Genomic DNA, 18,705 nt, shown 5'->3' with positions numbered 1-18,705 from the left:
TCCCCGCGGACGTTGATCCGGTGGGAACAGAGGAGGAGCGGTCACAGTGCTTGATCCGCAGGGTTTGTACGCATGGGAGCCGAAGGGGCTGGCCGTCGTCGACATGGCGCTGGCCCAGGAGTCGGCCGGCCTTGTCATGCTCTACCACTTCGACGGATACATCGACGCGGGCGAGACCGGCGACCAGATCGTCGACCGGCTGCTCGACTCGCTGCCCCACCAACTCGTGGCCCGTTTCGACCACGACCGGCTCGTGGACTACCGGGCCCGGCGCCCGCTGCTGACGTTCAAACGCGACCGCTGGACCGACTACGAGGTCCCGGCCATCGAGGTCCGCCTCGTCCAGGACGCCACCGGAGCGCCCTTCCTGCTGCTGTCCGGCCCGGAGCCCGACGTGGAGTGGGAGCGCTTCGCCACCGCCGTACGGCAGATCGTGGAACGGCTCGGCGTCCGCCTGTCCGTGAGCTTCAACGGCATCCCCATGGGCGTCCCGCACACCCGCCCGGTGGGCGTCACGCCGCACGGCAACCGCACCGACCTCGTACCGGGCCGCAGCCCCTTCGAAGAGGCCCAGGTGCCCGGCAGCGCCGAGGCGCTTCTGGAGTACCGCCTCATGGAGGCCGGACATGACGTGCTGGGCGTCGCCGCGCACGTTCCGCACTACATCGCCCGCTCCGCGTACCCGGACGCGGCGCTGACCGTCCTGGAGGCCATCACGGCCGCCACCGGCCTGGTCCTGCCGGGCATCGCACACGCGCTGCGCACGGACGCGTACCGCACGCAGACCGAGATCGACCGGCAGATCCAGGAGGGCGACGAGGAACTGACGGCTCTCGTCCAGGGCCTTGAGCACCAGTACGATGCCGCGGCGGGCGCCGAAACCCGGGGCAACATGCTCGCCGAACCGGTCGAGATCCCGTCGGCGGACGAGATCGGCCAGGAATTCGAACGCTTCCTGGCGGAACGGGAAGGCGAGGGCTGACACCCCCGAAGCGGACCGGCTCCGACTCCGAGGGAGTCCGGACAGTCCGCGTCCGGGGGTGCCCGGAGCGCAGCCCCGAGCATCCGGCAGCGGACGGGGCGGGAGGTGCCGGACCGACCGCCCCGTGCCGCTCACGATCCCGCGCGTACCACCCATGGGCCTCATGGCTCTCGCGCAGCTGACGTACGGAGTGCGGGCCCGACCGCTCCGCAGCGGACGGGTGGGAGGCGGCTGACCGGCCGCCTCGGGCCGCTCACGATCCCGCGCGTACCACCCATGGGCCTCATGTTCTCGCGTAGCTGACGTGCGGAGTGTGGGCCCGACCGCTCCGCAGCGGACGGGTGGGAGGCGCCTGACCGGCCGCCCCGGGCCGCTCACGATCCCGCGCGGAGTGCCCGCGGGCATGGCGCAGCTGACGTACGGAGTGCAAGCCCGAGCCCTCCGCACACCAAGGGTGCCGCGCTCGAAGGCCCTCACCCCGGATGGCCGGGCCCCGATCGCCCCGCACGCAAACGGTCCTGGACTCGGACGGCCCCGGTCGTAAACGGCCCTGACTCGAACAGCCGCGGACACAGGCCGCCCCGATGCCCGGCCCATCCCGTACACAAACGCCCCGGACCCGATCAGCCATGAACCCGGACGGGCCTGGCCCGGCCCCCCGGACACGCACGGCCCCGGACTCAGACAGTCGGGTCTCAGACTCCCCGGGGCTCGGGCGCGCCCAGGCTCAGACGGCCCGGGACTCGGACGGCCCGGGACTCGGACGGAGCTGATCGAAGCGCCCGCACGCGAGCCGCCCCAGGCTCGGGTGCCTCCGCTGCGCGCGGGGCCGTGAGGCCGGCGGGCGGTCCCGGGGTCACCGGGGCGCCCCGCTCCGCCGTCCGCCCCTCCCACCCCACCGGCCGAGCGCAGCGTCTAGGCTTCCGAGCATGCTGAAAGTTGGCCTGACCGGCGGAATCGGCGCCGGAAAGAGCGAGGTGTCGCGGCTGCTGGTGCAGCACGGTGCCGTGCTGATCGACGCCGACCGCATCGCCCGCGAGGTCGTCGCGCCCGGCACCCCAGGACTCGCGGCGGTGGTCGACGCCTTCGGCGAGCGGGTCCTCACCGCCGACGGCGGCCTGGACCGGCCAGGGCTCGGCGCGATCGTCTTCGCCGACCCCGAGAAGCTGGCCGTTCTGAACTCGATCGTGCACCCCCTGGTGGGCGCCCGCTCCCGCGAACTGGAGAGCACGGCGCCCGCCGACGCCATCGTCGTGCACGATGTGCCGCTCCTCGCCGAGAACAGCCTCGCGCCCCTGTACGACGTCGTGGTCGTCGTCGACGCCGGCCCCGAGACCCAGCTCGACCGGCTCGTACGGCGGCGCGGAATGAGCGAGGAGGACGCACGCGCGCGTATGGCGGCGCAGGCGACCCGGGACAAGCGCCTGGAGATCGCGGACGTCGTCATCGACAACGACGTGTCCCTCGACGCCCTGCGGCGGCGCGTCGCCGAGGTGTGGGCCGACCTGGTCCGCAGGGAACGGGCGCACCGCACGGGCACCGCAGGGGCGGCCGGGGAATAGCATGCGTACGACGGGGCGTTGAACGGTGTCTGCGAGGGAAGGAGTGTGCCGTGCCCGAGACCAGCGGATCGCCCGGACGTACTCCGGAAACGCATGTCATCGACTTCCGTGCCGCCGAGCATCTGCTCAACGCACGGGATCCGCGGGGCGCGGTGAAACTGCTCGACGGAGTCATCGCCGCGCACCCCGAGAACACGGCCGCCCGTCTGCTGCGCGCGCGTGCCTTCTTTGCCGCCGCGCAACTACGGCCCGCCGAGCTGGAGTTCACCATCGTCCTGGAGCGAGAGCCGGACAACGCGTTCGCGCACTTCGCCCTCGCCCGCACCTATGAGCGCCAGGGCCGCCGCGACCAGGCCAAGCGGCACTTCCGGCTGGCGGCGGCGCTCGACCCGAACCCGCAGTATCTGAAGGCGGCGCGGTTCGATTCCTGAGCCCGGCGGGGCCGTGAACGCCGGCGCCACCGGACGGTCACGGGTGCCGGTGCTGGGGCGGGCGGCGATACCGCGGCCGGCGCTGCGACGGGCGGCGGTAGAACGGCGGGCTCGCCGGCGGAGCGTACGGCGGTACATCGCGGCCCGGCTGGTAGTGCGGCCCCTGCCGGATGTGCCGGACGATCATGATCAGGTCGATGCTGGCCACCAGCCACAGCAGCCCGCAGGCGATGGCCCAGCCCGTCCGGCCCACCAGCGCGAACACCGCCGTTCCGAAGACCGCCCAGGACACTCCCCACACGCTCAGCCAGAACCGCGCCCGCAGAGCACTGCGCGCGGTCGTCGGCTCACTGCCCGTACGCATCGGATCACCACTCCTGTCTGAAACGTACTCTTCGACACGGACGCCGACCAGGCGCGACGGCCGGGACACCGAGCGGACGCCGACCGGCGGCGACCCGCCGCGCCGGCCGACACCGGCAGCGTGCCTGACCTGCTGCTCGACCTGGGGGCGTGCCCCGGACCACGGCTGTCCACCGCAGGCGGCAAAGGGGCGGCGGATGCGGGCAGCGCACCGGCCCGTCCACTCGAACGGGTGAACTGCTGCGGCATGGGAACGGGTGTGCGGCGCCGGGCCGTTGTTCGGGCATGACGGCTGAAATGCGAGATGGACGAGATGGACGAGAGGGATACGAGGGAACGGGACCCGGTGCGATCACCCCGGACGGCTGCGCGGTGGAGCTCTACTCGCGCCTGTCGGTCGGTGACGAGCCGGACATCATCGCCGCGGCCGTGCCGGCCGGGGCGAGCATCCTGGAGTTGGGCAGCGGCGTCGGACGCGTGACCCACCCCCTGCTGGAGCGGGGGTTCACGGTCACCGCGGTCGACGAGTCCGCGGAGATGCTGGAGCGCGTCCGCGGGGCGCGCACCATATGCAGCCCGATCGAGGACCTGGACCTGGGCGAGACGTTCGACGTGGTGATGCTCGCCTCGTTCCTGGTGCACGCCGGGGACACGGAGGTGCGGCGCGGCCTGCTGCACACCTGCGCCCGGCATGTCGCGGAGGGCGGCTGCGTGCTGATCCAGCGGGAGGGCGAGGACTACCACACGAATCTCCCGCGGGAGCGGGTCGATCCGGGCGGCTACACCGTGCGCATGGTCTCGGCCGAGCCGGTCGGCGACGGGGTGAACTCGGTGCACGCGGAGTATGTGTTCCCGGACGCGGTCTGGACCCAGACGTTCCTGGCCCGGCCACTGACGAAGGAACAGTTCGAGAGGGCACTGGCGGAGGCCGGACTGGAGGTGGACGAATATCTGACACCGGACCGGGTGTGGGTCAGGGCGGTCCGGACGGCCTAGGGACGTGACCGCACCAGGTTCGCCCGGCGGCGATGAGTTCCCCGCCGAAAGGGGGTCTGCCTCTGTGACAGCGACCAGGACGCTTCAACGGGAGAATCCATGTCCGAGATCAGTGCCTCCGGCACGTCCGCCTCCGACACCGCCTCCGCTGCGGTCATCGCCGAGTCCGCGACCCCGCGTGGCCGCCGGGCCCGTGCCGCCCTGTTCGGCCTACAGGTGCTGCTCGCGCTCTTCTACGCGATCGCCAGTGCCCTGCCCAAGCTGATCGCGCACTCCTCGGCCGTCGAGTCCTTCGACCAGATCGGCTGGGGCAACACCGGCATGTACATCATCGGCGCGCTCGAATTGGCCGGGGCCGTGGCCTTGTTGATACCGGTCCTGCAGTCGGTGGCGGCCATGGCACTCGGCGCGCTCATGGTGGGGGCGTTCGTCGTCCAGCTCACCGCCTTCGACGGAGAGAACGCGGCGACCCCGCTCATCCTGATCGTGCCCCTGGCCCTCATCGCCTGGGCCCGACGCGGGCGCAACGCGGACCTGCTGCGACTGGTGCACCGGCGGGCATGATCTGGGTCACCGGGATCCCGGGGGGCGGTTGCCGAGGCCGCGCAGGGCCCGCAGCCGTTCCAGTTCGCGGCGGTCCCGCTTGGTGGGGCGGCCGGCGCCACGGTCGCGCACACCCGCGGGGGCGACGGCATCCCGAGGCGGGGGAGGCGGCGAGTTGTCGACATAGCACTGAACCGCCACGGGGGCGCCGACCCGCTTGCGGATCAGACGCTTGACGATGACGATCCGCTCCCGGCCCTCGTGCCGTAGCCGCACCTCGTCGCCGACGCGCACGGAGTACGCGGGCTTCACACGCTCGCCGTTGACGTGGACGTGCCCGCCACGGCAGGCGGCGGCGCCCAGCGAGCGGGTCTTGATCAGACGGACGGCCCAGATCCAGCTGTCGATGCGGACGGTCTCGCCCTTCCCCGGACCGGCCGCCCGGGCGGCGGCCACCGCAGCGGCGACCTTGGGGTCCATGGTGTCGCCGGCGGGCGCGTCCGAGGAGCCCCCGGGCTCGGCGTCGGACCGCGCGGGAAGGCCCTCGGCCGTGGCGTCGGTCCGGGCACCCGCCCGGGGACCCGTTGGGGAGCCGGTCGGCTCGGTCCCATGGTCGCCGTTCACGTCCGCATCCTCGGAAGCCATGCCCCGACCTTAGCTCGCCGCCCCGAGGAACACGGCAGCGTTTTCCCACCCACGCTCGCCTGCCCGCCGCACGGCGCCCGCTGTATGTGCCGTCTGCCGTTTCCCTCCGTGGCGGCGGGGGTGCCGGTCGTCGGGCATACCGTGGGGGCATGGACGGTAGTGGCCTCGACGCTCTCGACCGGCGGATCGCCGGCTGCCGGGCCTGCCCGCGGCTGGTGACATGGCGCGAGGAGGTGGCCCGGACCAAGCGCGCCGCCTTCGCCGACTGGACGTACTGGGGCCGCCCGGTGCCCGGCTACGGACCGTCCGACGCCCGGCTGCTGATCCTCGGGCTGGCGCCCGCCGCACACGGCGGGAACCGGACCGGCCGCATGTTCACCGGCGACCGCTCGGGCGACGTGCTGTACCGGGCGCTGTACGACATCGGGCTGGCCTCGCAGCCCACGTCCGTGAGCGCCGACGACGGTCTGGAACTGTACGGCGTGCGCGTCACCTCGCCCGTGCACTGCGCCCCGCCCGCCAACCGGCCGACGCCCGCCGAACGCGACACCTGCCGCCCCTGGCTGGTGCGGGAGCTGGGGCTGCTGCGGCCCACCCTGCGGGCCGCGGTCGTGCTGGGCGCCTTCGGCTGGCAGGCCGCGCTGCCCGCCTTCGCCGCGGCGGGCTGGACGATCCCGCGTCCCCGGCCGGCCTTCGCGCACGGCGCCCGGGTGTCCCTCGACGGGCTGGACCTCTTCGGTTGTTTCCACGTCAGCCAGCGCAACACCTTCACCGGTCGGCTCACGCCCGAGATGCTGCGGGAGGTGCTGCGCACGGCGGCGGACGCCGCCGGGCTGCCGGGCCGGAAATGACAGGACAGGCCCGCCGCCGGGTCGTTACGGTGCCCCGATGGGCCTGTATCCGAAGATCGAACCGTACGACCAGGGCATGTTCGACGTCGGTGACGGCAACCTCGTCCACTGGGAGACCTGTGGCAATCCGCACGGCAAGCCCGCGGTCATGCTGCACGGCGGCCCGGGCTCCGGCAGCACCCCGCAACTGCGCCGCTACTGCGACCCGGCCGCGTACCGCATCGTGCTGCTCGACCAGCGCGGCAGCGGCCGTTCGACGCCGAGGGCGAGCGCGTACGGCACCGACATGAGCGTCAACACGACGGCCCATCTGATCGCCGACCTGGAACTGCTGCGCCGGCACCTCGGGATCGAGCGGTGGCTGGTGTGGGGCATCTCATGGGGCTCGGTGCTGGGACTGCGGTACGCGCAGACGCATCCGGAGGCCGTGTCCGAGCTGGTGCTGGCCGGGGTCGCGACCGGCTCCAACGCCGAAGTGGCCCTGCTGACCAGGGGGTTGGGGAAGATCTTCCCCGAGGCGTTCGAGCGGTTCCTGGCCGGGCTGCCCGAGGACGAGCGGGACGGCAACCTCGCCGCCGCCTACCACCGGCTGCTGGAGTCGCCCGACCAGGCCGTGCGGGAGCGGGCGGCGCGCGCCTGGACCGACTGGGAGACGGCGATCGTCCCCGCGCCGCCGCGGTCGGTCGAGCGGTACGAGGACCCGGAGTTCCGGATGGGCTTCGCCCGCACGGTCACCCACTACTGGGGCAACGACCACTTCCTCGGTGAGGGCAACGACACGGGCGTCGTGCTGCGCGACGCGCACCTGTTGAAGGGCATCCCGGGGACCCTCGTCCAGGGCAGCCTCGACCTCGCCAACCTCGTCGGGATGGTCTGGCGGCTCCATCACGCCTGGCCCGGCAGCAAGTTGGTGGTCGTGGACGAGGCCGGCCACAACGCGGGCGCGCCGGGCGTCGTGGACGCGGTGGTGGCGGCGACGGACAAGTACGCGGCGTCCGCCGCCTGATCACGGCCGCCACACATAGCGGACGTCCGGTTCCCGCTCCTCGTTCGCGCGGCCGTCCGTGAACTCGACGGCGACAAAGCCGTGCCGCTCGTAGAAGCGGTGGGCGGGCCTGTTGACCTGGAAGGTCCACAGGGAAAGGCCCTCGGGGCTGCGCTCCTTGGCCAGATTGACGAACCGGTCACCGATGCCGCGGCCCCGCCACCGGGGGTCGAGGTAGAGCTGGGAGAGCGTCGCGCCGTCGAGCACCATCACCCCCACGGTCCCGCCCCCGCCGGCCGGCTCGGCGACCCAGGTCTCCCTGAGCGGTACGACGACGTCACGGAAGTAGTCCCGTACGGCGTCGTCGGACCGCGGCCGGGTGACCGTCGGCAGCGCGGCATCGTACGAACGCAGCCAGACATCGGCGACGTCCCCCGCGTCGGCCGCGACAGCACGCCGCAGAACCACACCCACACCGCCCCTCACACGCCCACCCCCGCGGGGACGACGGCCGTGGCGGTGATCTCGACCAGTTGGCCGCGGTAACCGAGGCAGGCCACGCCGACCAGCGTCGACGCGTGCGGTCCGGTGCTGAGCCCGCTGGCCTCGACCACCTCCCACACCTGCGAGAGCACCGCGGGCTCGGCGCTGACGACGTACACGTCCGTCGCCACGACATGGGCCAGGTCGCTGCCCACGGCGTCCAGTTGCTCGACCAGATTCGCGATCACCTGCTCGGCCTGCCGTACCGGGTCGTCCGGGCCGACGAGGGTGCCGTCCGCAGCGAGCGGGACGGCCCCCGCGAGGAACGCGAGCTTCGTGCCGGCCGCGACGACGCAGGCGTGGGAGTACCTGGGCGGCGGGAAGAGGGCGGGGGCGGTGATGTGCTGGATCATGGTGGCTCCCGGTGCGGGTGGCGGGCAGGCTGCCGATCATGCGGGGCACGGTCGCGTGTCCGCATCCGAATTATTCGGTTCGCGTGACCGGCCCACCGCACCTAAGATCCCGCCGATCGCCTCCCGCCGATCCCCGTGGGAAACACACCGCACCGCACCCGACGTCCCGTTCATCCGCCGGAGCCGCCCATGCCGTCCGATCCCGACCAGACGTTCCTGGACACCACCGCCGACCGCCTCGCCGCGCTCACCGCCGTCCGGGCCGTGGCACTCGGCGGCTCCCGGGCCCAGGGCACCCACCGCCCGGACAGCGACTGGGACCTCGCCGTCTACTACCGGGGCCGCTTCGACCCCGCGGAGCTGCGCGCCCTCGGCTGGCCGGGCGAGGTCTCCGAGATCGGCGGCTGGGGCGGCGGCGTCTTCAACGGCGGCGCGTGGCTGACCGTCGACGGCCGTCGTGTCGACGTGCACTACCGCGACCTGGACGTCGTCGAGCATGAACTGGCGGAGGCGCAGGAGGGCCGTTTCCGGGTGGAGCCGCTGCTCTTCCACCTCGCCGGCATCCCCAGCTACCTGGTCGTCGCGGAACTCGCGGTCAACACGGTGCTGCGAGGAGAACTGCCGCGCCCCGCGGCCTACCCGCCGAAGCTGCGCCGTACCGCCCCCGAACACTGGCACGGCACCGCCCGCGCCACCCTCGCCTACGCCAAGGCCCACCACGCGCCGCACGGCCGCCTCACCGAGGTCGCCGGCGCCCTCGCCGTGGCCGCCGCCCAGACCGCCCACGCGGTGCTCGCGGCCCGCGGGGAATGGGTGACCAACGAGAAACGGCTGCTGGAGCGGGCGGGCCTGCGCGCCGTCGACGGCATCGTGACCGGTCTGCGCGGCGCCGGGCCGGTGGCCGGTGTCGAGCGCGCCGAGGCCCTTTTCGAGGAGTCGGTCGCCGCGGCCCGCGCCGTGACCGCCGGCCCTGCCACCGCTGACGCCCGGCTGGCCGAATAACCGTTCGAGATGGCCGAGTCGACGCTGCTAGCGTCTTCACGTGGCGAAACTCAACCAGATCATCGCAGTCGAGAAGGGCATCAAGTCCAAGGCGCACCAGGACCTGACGGCCGCCCATCACGGGCTGCACAAGCCCGCGTTGCTGGCGGGCATCTCCCGGACGTACCAGCCGAAGGACGAGGAGGGCGAGCAGTTGCCGCCCGAGTCGACGCGGGTGCAGGTCAAGGCCGAGGACGTGCTGCGGGAGACCGCGGCGACCCTGACGCGGCTGTTCGACCTGACCGCCACCAAGGACTGGGCCAACTGCACCGCCCGGGCGGACGTGACGGTGGACGGACGAGTGCTCGTCGCCGACGTCCCCGCTCTTCCGGTGACCGTACCCTGTGAGACTCCCCGGTCCCGGTGACCGGGGTGCGCGAGGAGCGCAAGCTGAAGCTGAAGCTTGTCGTGACGGCGCGGTTCCAGTGGAGGTTCGAGTCCTCCCCGCGGCATCCATGGACCCTCTCCGTGCCGCGGTGGCCCAACCGGCAGAGGCAGACCGCGATCAATCTCAGACTCTCGCTCCAGACTCAGCATTCGCCGTCGATCGCCGGATCGACCGGGCCCAGGCCCCAAGGCGTCGAGATGCCGGTTCAAGTCCGGTCCGCACAGTTCGATGTGCGGTGGTCCAAAGGCAGGACGCGACGACATGACGACTGACCTGGACCCTCAAGCGTGCCGGCGTGTGATCGTGGACGGCACTTCCAGGACCCGGGGGCAGGCTACGCCCCCGGGTCCGCGCCCGTTCGGCCCGACGATCCGTCCGGGACCCGGTCCGGCCACGCCGTTGCGTTCATAAAGAACGCCCCCTCCGGTCAACCGTCACACGGCGGAAACGCCACCGCTCCCTCGCGTACGGTCCCGCGATCTACCGTGGACCCACTGCCCGCTCGCCACGGCCGCCGTCGCCCGAAGGCACCCCCCGCCCTCGTCCGGACAGGAGCCCCGGTGACCCGCGCCCTCCCCGCAGCCCCGCCCTGGCTCGCCCACGCCCTCAGCGCCCAGCGCGGGCCCGTCCCCTGGAGCGCCGTCGCACGCGGGGCGCTCGCCGCGGGCCCCCTGCTGCTCGGCGCCGTCCTCGGCGGCCACGCCTCCCTCGGTGTCGTCGCCGCCATCGCCGCCATGCTCGCCGGGATCAACGACCGGCCCGGCAGCCGACGTGCGGCGGTCGCACGGCTCGGCGTGCCCGCGCTCGCCGGGGCGGTGGGGCTGCTGATCGGGACGTACACGGGTCGGTACCTCGGCGCGGTCCCGCTGACCCTGCTGCTGACCGGCCTCGGGCTCGTCGCCGGCGGCATGAGCGCGGTCGGGCCCGTCGCATCCGGCGCCGGCACGCAGTTGCTCGTCACCGCCGCGATCGGGGCCGGCATGCCGCTGCCCGAACCGGGCTGGCTGCGGGCGCTCGCCTTCCTCGCCGGAGCCGGCTGGCTGCTCGCGCTGCGGCTCGCCCTGCCCACGCCCGGCGCCCTCACCGGCGACTACCGGTTCGACGGCGAACGGACGGCGGTGGCCGACGTGTACGACGCCGTAGCGGACCTGCTCGACGCCGCAGGCACCGGCGCGGCCGTCCGGCGCAGGGCCGCGCTCACCGCCGCCCTCGACCACGCCCAGGACGCCCTCGCCGGGCCCCGGCTGCGCCGCTACGCCGGCTCCGCCGCCGAGCGGCGGCTGCGCGCCCAGTACGCCGCCGCGCTACCGCTCGCCGAGGCCGCGACCGCGCTCGCCTGGGCCGGGGAAGCGGTGTCCGGCCGGGCCTGCGAAGGGCCCCGCAGGCTCGCCGCCGCCGTCCGCGGCAACCGCCCCACGGGGCCGCTGCCCGCGCCCGGCCGCCGCGCGCCGGCCCTGCGCGCCCTCGACGACGCACTCCTGCACGCCGCCGACGTCTTCGACCGGGGCGAGGACGGCAACCTGCACACCCACAGGCGGCGGACGCGCGATGCGCTCCGCACGGCGCTGGGCACCGGCGGACGGGAGTACGGACTGCGGGTCGCCCTGTGCTTCGGGGCGAGCGCGGCCATCGCCCAGTCCCTGCACCACGCCCGCTGGTACGGGCAGCACCAGCACTGGTACTGGCTGCCGGCCACCGCGGTCTTCCTCGTCAAGCCCGATCTCGGCCCGCTGGCCTCGCGGGTGCTGTGCCGGGCCGCCGGGACCGTTCTCGGTGCCCTCGTCTTCGCCGGACTCGCCGCCGTACTGCCCCGGCCGGCGGGGCTCGTCGCGCTGGTCGCGGTCAGCGGGGCGCTCATCCCGGTCGCCACCCGGCACTTCGCCGCGCAGACCGCCGTCGTCACCGTGCTCGTGCTCGCCCTCGTCATGGTCGGCGGAGAGCCCCAAGCGTCCGTCAGCCGGATCGGCGAGACGCTGCTGGCCTGCGCGCTCGTGCTGGTCGTCGGGCATCTGCCGATGCCGGGGGAGCGGGGCGCGGGCGTACGGGCCCGGCTCGCCGCGGCCGGGAACGCCGCGCACGCCTACCTCACCCATGTCCTCGCGGGGTCCGAGGACCGGCCCGAGCGGTGGGCGCTGCGCCGCGAGGCATATCGCACCCTCGCCGCGGCCCGTGCCGCCATCGCCCTCGCCGCCGCCGAACTGCCCGCCCTCGCCCGGCACACCGAGGGCACGGACGCGGTCGCGGCCGTCCTGGAACGGCTCGTCGACACGACCACGGCCTGCGCCGTGCACCTCGACGACACCGGACGGCTCAGCCCGCGCCACACCGAGCAACTCGACGCACTGCTCACGGAACTGGAGCGCGGCGGACGGCAACTCGGGCTGACGGCCCCGGAACTGCCGCTCACAGCCTGACCGCCGTACGCGGCCGGCCGCCATCGCCCGCACGCCTGCCCCGCCGACCCCCGCCCCTCACCACCCCACCGGGCCGTCCCCACCACCGCCCCTCACCGCCCCACCGGTCCGTCTCGGCCACCGTGCTTAACGGCCCCGCCGGTTCGTCGCGACCACCGTCCCGTCCGGACGCCGACGGTGCCGCCTTCAGGAGTACGCCACCCCAGCACCCGCTTCTTTCTAGGCTGTGCCCCATGGATCTCGCGGACGGCCTCCTCGACCACCCGTACGACGTGTACCGGCGGCTGCGCGACAGCGCACCGGTGCACCGCATCACCGGCCCCGACGGCACCCCCGCCTGGCTCGTCACCCGCTACGACGACGTGCGCGAAGCCCTCGCCGACCCCCGGCTCGCGCTCGACAAACGGCACGCCTCGGCGGGCACCTACAAGGGTTTCCCGCTGCCACCCGCGCTCGACGCCAACCTGCTCAACATGGACCCGCCCGACCACACGCGCGTGCGCCGCCTGGTCGGCCGGGCCTTCACACCGCGCCGTGTGCAGCGGTTGCGGGCGCCGATCCGGCGCACCGCCGACGCGCTGCTCGACGCGCTCGGCCCGCACGGCAGCGCCGACCTCGTCGCCGCCTACGCCGCACCCCTGCCGATCACCGTCATCTGCGACCTGTTCGGCATTCCGGACGAGCACCGGTTCGACTTCAGGGTCTGGACGGACAGTCTCGTCGCCCCCGACCCGGCACGGCCCGAGGCCGGCAAGGAGGCCGTGGCGGCGATGCTGGGGTACTTCACCCGGCTGCTGCGCGACAAGCGCGCCGAGCCGGGCGACGACCTGCTCTCCGACCTGATCGCCGTGCGCGACGACGGCGACCGGCTGAGCGAGGACGAACTGATGTCCCTCGCCTTCCTCATCCTGTTCGCCGGCTACGAGAACGCGGTGCAGCTCATCGGCAACTCGGTGCTCGCCCTGCTCAGCCACCCCGACCAGCTCGCCGCGCTGCGCCGCGACCCCGGCCTGCTGCCGGGCGCCGTCGAGGAGTTCGCCCGCTACGAGGGACCCGCGCTGCTCGCCATCCGGCGCTTCCCGGTCGAGGACGTCACGATCGGCGGGGTGACCGTGCCCGCGGGCGAGACGGTCTGGGTGTCACCGGCGGCCGCCAACCGCGACCCCGCCCGCTTCCCCGACCCCGACCGCCTCGACCTCGGCCGTGACGCCGGCGGACACCTCGCCCTCGGCCACGGCATCCACTACTGCCTCGGCGCTCCGCTGGCCCGCGCGGAGACCGAGATCGCCCTGGCCGCCCTGCTGGAGCGGTTCCCGGATCTGGCCCTCGCGGACGGCGGGTTGCGGTGGCGCCGGTCGCTGCGCGCGCGGGGGCTGGTCGCGTTGCCCGTGACCTACTGATCGCGGCGCCCGTGCCCCGCGTGGAGGAAAATCGCCCGCGGGGCGATGAGTTCCGCCCGGCCCGCGGGTCACCATCCAGAGCGCAGGGTCGTGACCGTCGTACAGGAGGCTCCATGCGGTTACCGGAGATCGTCTCGCGCGCGCAGTGGCGTGCGGCGCGCGCGGAGTTGCTGGCCGCGGAGGAGGCGGTCCGGCGCGCACGCGACGTGCTGAACGCGCAGCGGCGCCGGCTGCCCGTGGTCGAGATCGACACGGAGTACGTGTTCGAGGGCGGCGACGGCAAGGCGACGCTCCTCGATCTGTTCGAGGGGCGGCGCCAGCTCGTCGTCTACCACTTCATGTTCGCGCCCGAATGGGACGCGGGCTGCCCCGACTGCTCCGCCTTCCTCGACCAGATCGGGCATCTGGCGCACCTCCACGCGCGCGAGACGTCGTTCGCGGTCGTCTCCCGGGCGCCGTTCACCCGGATCCTGCCGTTCAAGGCGCGGATGGGCTGGGCGCTGCCCTGGTTCTCGTCGTACGGCAACGACTTCAACCGGGACTTCGAGGTGACCCTGGAACGGGACGGAACGCTCGCCGACCGGCCCGGGATCAGCTGCTTCCTGCGTGAGCACGACCGGGTCTTCCACACCTACTCGGCCTACGAGGACGGACTGGACGCACTGGGCTCCATCCCCAGCCTGCTGGACCTGACGGTGCTCGGCCGCGCCCCCGAGGGCAGCGACCGGGTCCGCCGTCACGACGAGTACGACACCTGACACGGACGTGCGCGAACCGTCGGAAGGTGATCGGAATCGATCCACACCCCGAGGGACACCGTGAGGCGGCGGCAGGGTGCCGAGGCGGCGGCTTCGCGTGTGCGGCTTCGTCGTGAACCGGCCGGCCATGGGACGCCCGGTCGGCCCGGGCTGCCGCGTCCTTCCGCCGGCGGTTACGCGCTGAGCTGCCGGGACCAGTCCGGTGTGGTCCCCGTCACCCGGCACAGGGCCAGATAGAGCGGAATCGGCGGGGTGTACGGAACCGTGCCGTCCGGCCGGTGGATGAGACGGCTGGTGGCGGGCAGCCGGGCGCCGGGCGCGTAGTGCGCCGGGGTCGGCCAGGTGAGCGCGTAGTCGGAGTCCGACGGGACGATCCACCACCAGTGCGATCCGTCGGCGTACACACAACCCACCCGCGGCAGCCGGGGGACGACGAGCGGCCCGAAGCGGGCGGGCACCGCGACGGCGTCGCAGCCCAGCGGTGTCGTCATGCCCTCGGGCAGCGCGAGCCGCCCGGTCGCGCCCGGCGAACGCTGCTCGCGCTGCAGCCGCACCAGGGTGTCGAGCCCGCGCACCGGGCCGTGGGGGGCGCCGCTCACAGCCATTCAGCCCTCCCGGACCGTCGTGTCTCCGTCTCGGACGTCCTGCGGTACTGCTTCTGCACCCGCTCCTCCTCGCCGGTGCCCCGGCCGGGGCCGGGCTCGGGGCGGGTGCCCCAGCCCAGGTCGCTGCGCGGTTCTGCGGTGTCCGGGGCGGTGTCGCCCCGGCGCGGCAGCTCGGCCCAGACCAGCAGGCCCGGCCCGTGCTCCTGGGCGCCCCAGGCCCGGCACATGGCATCCACGAGAAGCAATCCCCTCCCGTGCTCCTCCTCGGCCCGCTGCGGCGACGGACGGGGTTCACCAGGCGCGCACCCCTCGTCACGCACGGCTATCCGCAGCACGTCGTCGTGGTCGTGCAGCTCACACACCACCCGGCTGCTGGCCGTGTGCACGACCGCGTTGGTGACCAGCTCCGAGATGACCAGGGCCGCGGTGTCGCAGGTGTCCGCGCACACCGACCAGCCGGACAGCCGGGCCCGCGTCAGGCGTCTCGCCTGGGCGGGTGAGCCCGGATGTGCGGCCAGCTCGAACCGGAACCGACGCTCGGCAGCGGCCTGACCTGCGGCTGCTCCCGCGGCGGCGCCGAGACCCGGTCGGTCTGCGGCGGCCTCTGTTCCTAAGGGCGCGGACGGAATCACGCTTGCCACTATCGCCCCGCCGTGCACACTTGGCAAGTGTCACTCTGAAAATTGCAGAGTGCTGTGTGACTCGGTCGAGGGCCATGGCACACTGCTCGCAACAGCACGTCCGGCGGCGCCAGTTCGAATCACCGGCGATCCAGCTGATCACCGATGACTTCTTCGAACGGCGCCGCAGGGCTGTCCGGATTCATGCGTGTCCAGCGCGTTCAAGAGGTGGAGGTGGAGCGTGAGCGAACCGCGGTCCGCGCCGACCGTGGGCCAGGTCGTCCTCGGTCGGCGCCTGCTGGACCTGCGGGAACGCGCCGGGCTCAAGCGCGAGGAGGCAGCCCGCATCCTCCGTGTGGCCCCCGCCACCGTCCGCCGCATGGAGATGGCCGAAGTCGCACTCAAGATCCCGTACCTCCAGCTGCTCCTGAAGGCATACGGCGTCTCCGACGACGAGGCCGACCTCTTCGTGCAGCTCGCCGAGGACGCCAACAAGCCCGGCTGGTGGCAGCGCTTCCACGACATCCTGCCGGGCTGGTTCTCGATGTACGTCAGCCTCGAAGGCGCGGCCAGCCTGATCCGCTCGTACGAACCGCACTTCGTACCCGGCCTGCTGCAGACCGAGGACTACGCGCGCGGCGTCCTGGAATCCGGCGCCATAGGCCAGACCCAGCCCGAGGACATCGAGCGCCATGTCGCGCTGCGCATGCAGCGCCAGGACCTGCTCACCCGCGCCGACGCGCCCCGTTTCTGGGTGGTGATGGACGAGACCGTCCTGCTGCGCCAGGTCGGCGGCCCGAAGGTGATGCGCGCGCAGGTCGACAAGCTGCTTGAGGCCGCAAAGCTGCCCAACGTGACCCTCCAGATCGCCCCGTTCGCCAGCGGGCCGCATCCGGGCACGTACGGGCCCTTCGTGCTGTTCCGATTCGCCGTGTCGGAACTGCCGGACATGGTTTACAGCGAGTACCTGACCGGCGCCGTCTACCTGGACGCGCGCTCGGAGGTGGCGACCCACCTTGAGGTCATGGACCGCATGGCGGCTCAGGCCGCCACGGCACATCGCACCAAGGAGATCCTCCGGGATCTTCGCAAGGAGTTGTGAATGGAACGCAGCATGACCCACGCCAAGCCGTTGCCCCGCGCCCAGCGGATCTACAACGGCATGCCCGCGCGCGATCTGGGCAGCGAGGGCTGGCACAAGCCGTGGAGCGGCGGTAACGGAGGTAACTGCCTGGAGGCCATGAAGCTCTCCGACGGCCGGATCGCCGTCCGTCAGTCGACCGACCCGGACGGGCCGGCGCTCATCTACACCACGGACGAGATGACCGCCTTCATACAGGGCGCGAAGGCGGGTGACGCGGACTTCCTGCTGTCCTGAACCCCCGCACGTTGATGTTGCTGCTAACTCGACTTTCCGCTGATCGACTTCCCTGTTCCGGTACTGACTTGATCACCCACCGCGTCCGCCGCTTACGGAGTGCCCCATGACCGGGCAGAACCCCGTCACCGCCATCGAGACCGACACCGGCAGCCCGCACCCCGCGCGCGCATACGACCGGAACCGCCACGGCACACACGACCACACCGCCGACGAACGGGGGTACCGCCCGCACCCGTAAGGCAGCGGGGGAGGGCCGGCGCAGGCCGGCCCTCACACCGCCATCGGCCGGTCGTACGCCGATATCGGCGCGGGCAGCCGCGAACTCCCCGTCAGATACCGGTCCACCGCCGCGGCCACCGCCCGGCCCTCCGCGATCGCCCATACGATCAGCGACTGTCCGCGCGCGGCGTCCCCGGCGGCGAACACGCCGGGGACGCCGGTCGCGAAACCGGCGTCCCGGGCGATCGTGCCGCGCGCGTCCATCGCCAGCCCCAGCTGGTCGATCAGCCCGTCCGTACGGTCGGGCCCGGAGAAGCCGAGCGCGAGCAGCACCAGGTCCGCGGGCAGGCTCCGTCCGGTGCCCGGCAGCGGCCGGCGTGCCGCGTCCACCTCCACCAGATGCAGCGACCGCACATGGCCGCTCTCGTCCCCGGTGAAACGCAGCGTCGACGCCGCGAACAGCCGCGCGTCCGCGTCGGCCGCCGGCGCCGTCACCAGATCGCGCGCCTCCTCGTGCGCGGCCGACAGCCGGTAGATCTTCGGATACGTCGGCCAGGGCTCGGCGTCCGCGTCCCGCTCGGCGCCCGGCTGGGCGTAGATGTCCAACTGGGTCACGGACGCGGCGCCGTCCCGGACCGCCGTGCCCAGACAGTCCGCACCGGTGTCGCCGCCGCCCACGATGACGACGTGCTTCCCCGCCGCGCACAGCGGCGAGACCGTCAGATCGCCCTCGCCCACCCGGTTGGACAGCGGCAGATACTCCATCGCCTGGTGGATCCCCGCCAACTCCCGCCCCGGCACGGCGAGTTCCCGCCACGCCGTGGCCCCCGTGGCGATCACCACGGCGTCATAGCGCGTCCGCAGCTCGTCCGCCCCGATGTCCCGCCCGACCAGCGTCGACGTACGGAACCTGGTGCCCTCGGCGCGCATCTGTTCCAGCCGCCGCTCCAGGTGACGTTTCTCCATCTTGAACGACGGGATGCCGTACCGCAGCAGCCCGCCCGCCCGGTCGTCCCGCTCGTACACGGCGACCGTGTGCCCGGCCCGGGTCAGCTGCTGTGCCGCGGCGAGCCCCGTGGGGCCCGATCCGATCACCGCGACCGTCCGCCCCGACAGCCGGTCCGGCGGCCGGGGCGGGGTGAAGCCCTCCTGCCAGGCCCGGTCGGCGATGGCGCACTCGACGTTCTTGATGGTCACCGCCGGCTGATTGATCGCGAGCACGCACCCCGCCTCGCACGGCGCCGGACACAACCGGCCCGTGAACTCGGGGAAGTTGTTCGTGGCGTGCAGCCGGTCGGCGGCCACCCGCCAGTCCTCGCGCGCCACCAGATCGTTCCACTCGGGGATCAGGTTCCCCAGCGGACATGCCTCGTGACAGAACGGTATGCCGCAGTCCATGCACCGGTCGGCCTGCTTGCTGATGATGGGCAGCAACGCCCCCGGGACGTACACCTCGTCCCAGTCCCTGACCCGTTCCTCGACGGGCCGACGCGGCCACTCCTCGCGCGGCGTGGTCATGAAACCCTTGGGGTCGGCCATGGTCGTCTTCCTTGCCTACGCGTACGACGGGCCAAGCGTCTTCGGGCGGCACTCCTGCCGCCACGATACGTCCCCCCGGCCGCCCC

General features: G+C 73.0%; 21 protein-coding genes and 1 pseudogene. 15 read left to right on the top strand and 7 right to left on the bottom strand.

What is annotated here, in order from left to right; all coding sequences use genetic code 11:
• The first annotated feature begins 46 nt into the window (after positions 1 to 46).
• The 3 genes from AC27LF_RS16250 to AC27LF_RS16240 all read left to right on the top strand — a co-directional run bounded on the left by AC27LF_RS16250 (position 47) and on the right by AC27LF_RS16240 (position 2,975).
• A complete protein-coding gene (locus tag AC27LF_RS16250; protein WP_479657610.1) occupies positions 47 to 982 on the top strand; it encodes a PAC2 family protein in 936 nt (311 codons plus the stop codon).
• 929 nt (positions 983 to 1,911) lie between these two features.
• Complete coding sequence (gene coaE / locus AC27LF_RS16245; RefSeq protein WP_479657609.1) at positions 1,912 to 2,544, top strand: dephospho-CoA kinase; 633 nt, start codon at positions 1,912 to 1,914, stop codon at positions 2,542 to 2,544.
• A 50-nt stretch (positions 2,545 to 2,594) separates the two neighbouring features.
• Entirely contained in the window at positions 2,595 to 2,975 is a 381-nt protein-coding gene (locus tag AC27LF_RS16240) for a tetratricopeptide repeat protein (protein ID WP_404026237.1), read from the top strand.
• A gap of 37 nt (positions 2,976 to 3,012) precedes the next feature.
• Here the strand turns inward: AC27LF_RS16240 and AC27LF_RS16235 are convergent, their stop codons facing one another.
• Complete coding sequence (locus AC27LF_RS16235; protein ID WP_479657608.1) at positions 3,013 to 3,339, bottom strand: DUF6343 family protein; 327 nt, start codon at positions 3,337 to 3,339, stop codon at positions 3,013 to 3,015.
• A gap of 296 nt (positions 3,340 to 3,635) precedes the next feature.
• On the opposite strand from AC27LF_RS16235, the gene AC27LF_RS16230 reads away from it, so the two are divergent.
• A complete protein-coding gene (locus AC27LF_RS16230; protein ID WP_479657607.1) occupies positions 3,636 to 4,334 on the top strand; it encodes a class I SAM-dependent methyltransferase in 699 nt (232 codons plus the stop codon).
• A 99-nt stretch (positions 4,335 to 4,433) separates the two neighbouring features.
• The gene (locus AC27LF_RS16225; protein WP_479657606.1) at positions 4,434 to 4,898 is read left to right on the top strand and encodes a DoxX family protein; all 465 of its coding nucleotides are present in this window, start codon (positions 4,434 to 4,436) and stop codon (positions 4,896 to 4,898) included.
• Between the two features lie 6 nt (positions 4,899 to 4,904).
• Here the strand turns inward: AC27LF_RS16225 and AC27LF_RS16220 are convergent, their stop codons facing one another.
• Positions 4,905 to 5,522 (bottom strand): RNA-binding S4 domain-containing protein, encoded by a 618-nt coding sequence (locus tag AC27LF_RS16220; protein WP_479657605.1) that lies wholly within the window; start codon positions 5,520 to 5,522, stop codon positions 4,905 to 4,907.
• 149 nt (positions 5,523 to 5,671) lie between these two features.
• On the opposite strand from AC27LF_RS16220, the gene AC27LF_RS16215 reads away from it, so the two are divergent.
• A complete protein-coding gene (locus AC27LF_RS16215) occupies positions 5,672 to 6,373 on the top strand; it encodes a uracil-DNA glycosylase (RefSeq protein WP_479657604.1) in 702 nt (233 codons plus the stop codon).
• A 37-nt stretch (positions 6,374 to 6,410) separates the two neighbouring features.
• Positions 6,411 to 7,379 (top strand): prolyl aminopeptidase, encoded by a 969-nt coding sequence (gene pip, locus AC27LF_RS16210; protein ID WP_479657603.1) that lies wholly within the window; start codon positions 6,411 to 6,413, stop codon positions 7,377 to 7,379.
• On the opposite strand, the gene AC27LF_RS16205 is transcribed toward pip, so the two are convergent.
• Entirely contained in the window at positions 7,380 to 7,832 is a 453-nt protein-coding gene (locus AC27LF_RS16205) for a GNAT family N-acetyltransferase (protein WP_479657602.1), read from the bottom strand.
• Between the two features lie 8 nt (positions 7,833 to 7,840).
• On the bottom strand, positions 7,841 to 8,254 hold the full coding sequence (locus AC27LF_RS16200) for a RidA family protein (RefSeq protein WP_479657601.1): 414 nt from the start codon (positions 8,252 to 8,254) through the stop codon (positions 7,841 to 7,843).
• Positions 8,255 to 8,443: 189 nt separating this feature from the next.
• Between AC27LF_RS16200 and AC27LF_RS16195 the strand changes: the two genes are divergently transcribed.
• From AC27LF_RS16195 to AC27LF_RS16175, 5 genes and pseudogenes are all read left to right on the top strand, one after another.
• Positions 8,444 to 9,256, top strand: a complete 813-nt coding sequence (locus AC27LF_RS16195; protein WP_479657600.1) for a nucleotidyltransferase domain-containing protein — start codon at positions 8,444 to 8,446, stop codon at positions 9,254 to 9,256.
• Positions 9,257 to 9,296: 40 nt separating this feature from the next.
• Positions 9,297 to 9,617, top strand: a pseudogene (locus AC27LF_RS16190) (DUF7873 family protein); the annotation flags it as partial.
• Positions 9,618 to 10,243: 626 nt separating this feature from the next.
• Positions 10,244 to 12,097 (top strand): FUSC family protein, encoded by a 1,854-nt coding sequence (locus tag AC27LF_RS16185; protein ID WP_479657599.1) that lies wholly within the window; start codon positions 10,244 to 10,246, stop codon positions 12,095 to 12,097.
• Positions 12,098 to 12,330: 233 nt separating this feature from the next.
• Complete coding sequence (locus AC27LF_RS16180; RefSeq protein WP_479657598.1) at positions 12,331 to 13,497, top strand: cytochrome P450 family protein; 1,167 nt, start codon at positions 12,331 to 12,333, stop codon at positions 13,495 to 13,497.
• A gap of 113 nt (positions 13,498 to 13,610) precedes the next feature.
• Positions 13,611 to 14,255, top strand: a complete 645-nt coding sequence (locus AC27LF_RS16175; RefSeq protein WP_479657597.1) for a DUF899 domain-containing protein — start codon at positions 13,611 to 13,613, stop codon at positions 14,253 to 14,255.
• A gap of 173 nt (positions 14,256 to 14,428) precedes the next feature.
• Here AC27LF_RS16175 and AC27LF_RS16170 read toward each other — a convergent pair whose 3' ends face one another.
• Together AC27LF_RS16170 and AC27LF_RS16165 are read right to left on the bottom strand one after the other, a co-directional pair.
• Positions 14,429 to 14,860: a hypothetical protein gene (locus tag AC27LF_RS16170; RefSeq protein WP_479657596.1), complete on the bottom strand. Its 432-nt coding sequence runs from the start codon at positions 14,858 to 14,860 to the stop codon at positions 14,429 to 14,431.
• Positions 14,851 to 15,501, bottom strand: coding sequence for an ATP-binding protein (locus AC27LF_RS16165; protein ID WP_479657595.1), 651 nt, complete (start codon positions 15,499 to 15,501; stop codon positions 14,851 to 14,853). Before AC27LF_RS16165 ends, AC27LF_RS16170 begins: the two co-directional genes overlap by 10 nt.
• Positions 15,502 to 15,721: 220 nt before the next feature.
• Between AC27LF_RS16165 and AC27LF_RS16160 the strand changes: the two genes are divergently transcribed.
• The 3 genes from AC27LF_RS16160 to AC27LF_RS16150 all read left to right on the top strand — a co-directional run bounded on the left by AC27LF_RS16160 (position 15,722) and on the right by AC27LF_RS16150 (position 17,099).
• On the top strand, positions 15,722 to 16,582 hold the full coding sequence (locus tag AC27LF_RS16160) for a helix-turn-helix domain-containing protein (RefSeq protein WP_479657594.1): 861 nt from the start codon (positions 15,722 to 15,724) through the stop codon (positions 16,580 to 16,582).
• The gene (locus AC27LF_RS16155) at positions 16,583 to 16,858 is read left to right on the top strand and encodes a DUF397 domain-containing protein (protein ID WP_479657593.1); all 276 of its coding nucleotides are present in this window, start codon (positions 16,583 to 16,585) and stop codon (positions 16,856 to 16,858) included.
• A 106-nt stretch (positions 16,859 to 16,964) separates the two neighbouring features.
• A complete protein-coding gene (locus AC27LF_RS16150) occupies positions 16,965 to 17,099 on the top strand; it encodes a hypothetical protein (RefSeq protein WP_479657592.1) in 135 nt (44 codons plus the stop codon).
• Between the two features lie 32 nt (positions 17,100 to 17,131).
• Here the strand turns inward: AC27LF_RS16150 and AC27LF_RS16145 are convergent, their stop codons facing one another.
• Entirely contained in the window at positions 17,132 to 18,619 is a 1,488-nt protein-coding gene (locus tag AC27LF_RS16145) for a glutamate synthase subunit beta (RefSeq protein WP_479657591.1), read from the bottom strand.
• Between the last annotated feature and the right edge of the window lie 86 nt (positions 18,620 to 18,705).

The sequence above is a fragment of the Streptomyces diversicolor genome, from assembly GCF_057537855.1.
This window is presented reverse-complemented; position numbering and strand designations above follow the sequence as displayed.

Coding starts and splice junctions, on each gene's coding strand:
- AC27LF_RS16195 (WP_479657600.1), top strand. CDS start 8,444: ATGCCGTCCGATCCCGACCAGACGTTCCTGGACACCACCGCCGACCGC.
- AC27LF_RS16150 (WP_479657592.1), top strand. CDS start 16,965: ATGACCGGGCAGAACCCCGTCACCGCCATCGAGACCGACACCGGCAGC.
- AC27LF_RS16230 (WP_479657607.1), top strand. CDS start 3,636: ATGCGAGATGGACGAGATGGACGAGAGGGATACGAGGGAACGGGACCC.
- AC27LF_RS16220 (WP_479657605.1), bottom strand. CDS start 5,522: ATGGCTTCCGAGGATGCGGACGTGAACGGCGACCATGGGACCGAGCCG.
- AC27LF_RS16200 (WP_479657601.1), bottom strand. CDS start 8,254: ATGATCCAGCACATCACCGCCCCCGCCCTCTTCCCGCCGCCCAGGTAC.
- AC27LF_RS16225 (WP_479657606.1), top strand. CDS start 4,434: ATGTCCGAGATCAGTGCCTCCGGCACGTCCGCCTCCGACACCGCCTCC.
- AC27LF_RS16215 (WP_479657604.1), top strand. CDS start 5,672: ATGGACGGTAGTGGCCTCGACGCTCTCGACCGGCGGATCGCCGGCTGC.
- AC27LF_RS16155 (WP_479657593.1), top strand. CDS start 16,583: ATGGAACGCAGCATGACCCACGCCAAGCCGTTGCCCCGCGCCCAGCGG.
- AC27LF_RS16145 (WP_479657591.1), bottom strand. CDS start 18,619: ATGGCCGACCCCAAGGGTTTCATGACCACGCCGCGCGAGGAGTGGCCG.
- AC27LF_RS16235 (WP_479657608.1), bottom strand. CDS start 3,339: ATGCGTACGGGCAGTGAGCCGACGACCGCGCGCAGTGCTCTGCGGGCG.
- pip (WP_479657603.1), top strand. CDS start 6,411: ATGGGCCTGTATCCGAAGATCGAACCGTACGACCAGGGCATGTTCGAC.
- AC27LF_RS16170 (WP_479657596.1), bottom strand. CDS start 14,860: ATGGCTGTGAGCGGCGCCCCCCACGGCCCGGTGCGCGGGCTCGACACC.
- AC27LF_RS16180 (WP_479657598.1), top strand. CDS start 12,331: ATGGATCTCGCGGACGGCCTCCTCGACCACCCGTACGACGTGTACCGG.
- coaE (WP_479657609.1), top strand. CDS start 1,912: ATGCTGAAAGTTGGCCTGACCGGCGGAATCGGCGCCGGAAAGAGCGAG.
- AC27LF_RS16175 (WP_479657597.1), top strand. CDS start 13,611: ATGCGGTTACCGGAGATCGTCTCGCGCGCGCAGTGGCGTGCGGCGCGC.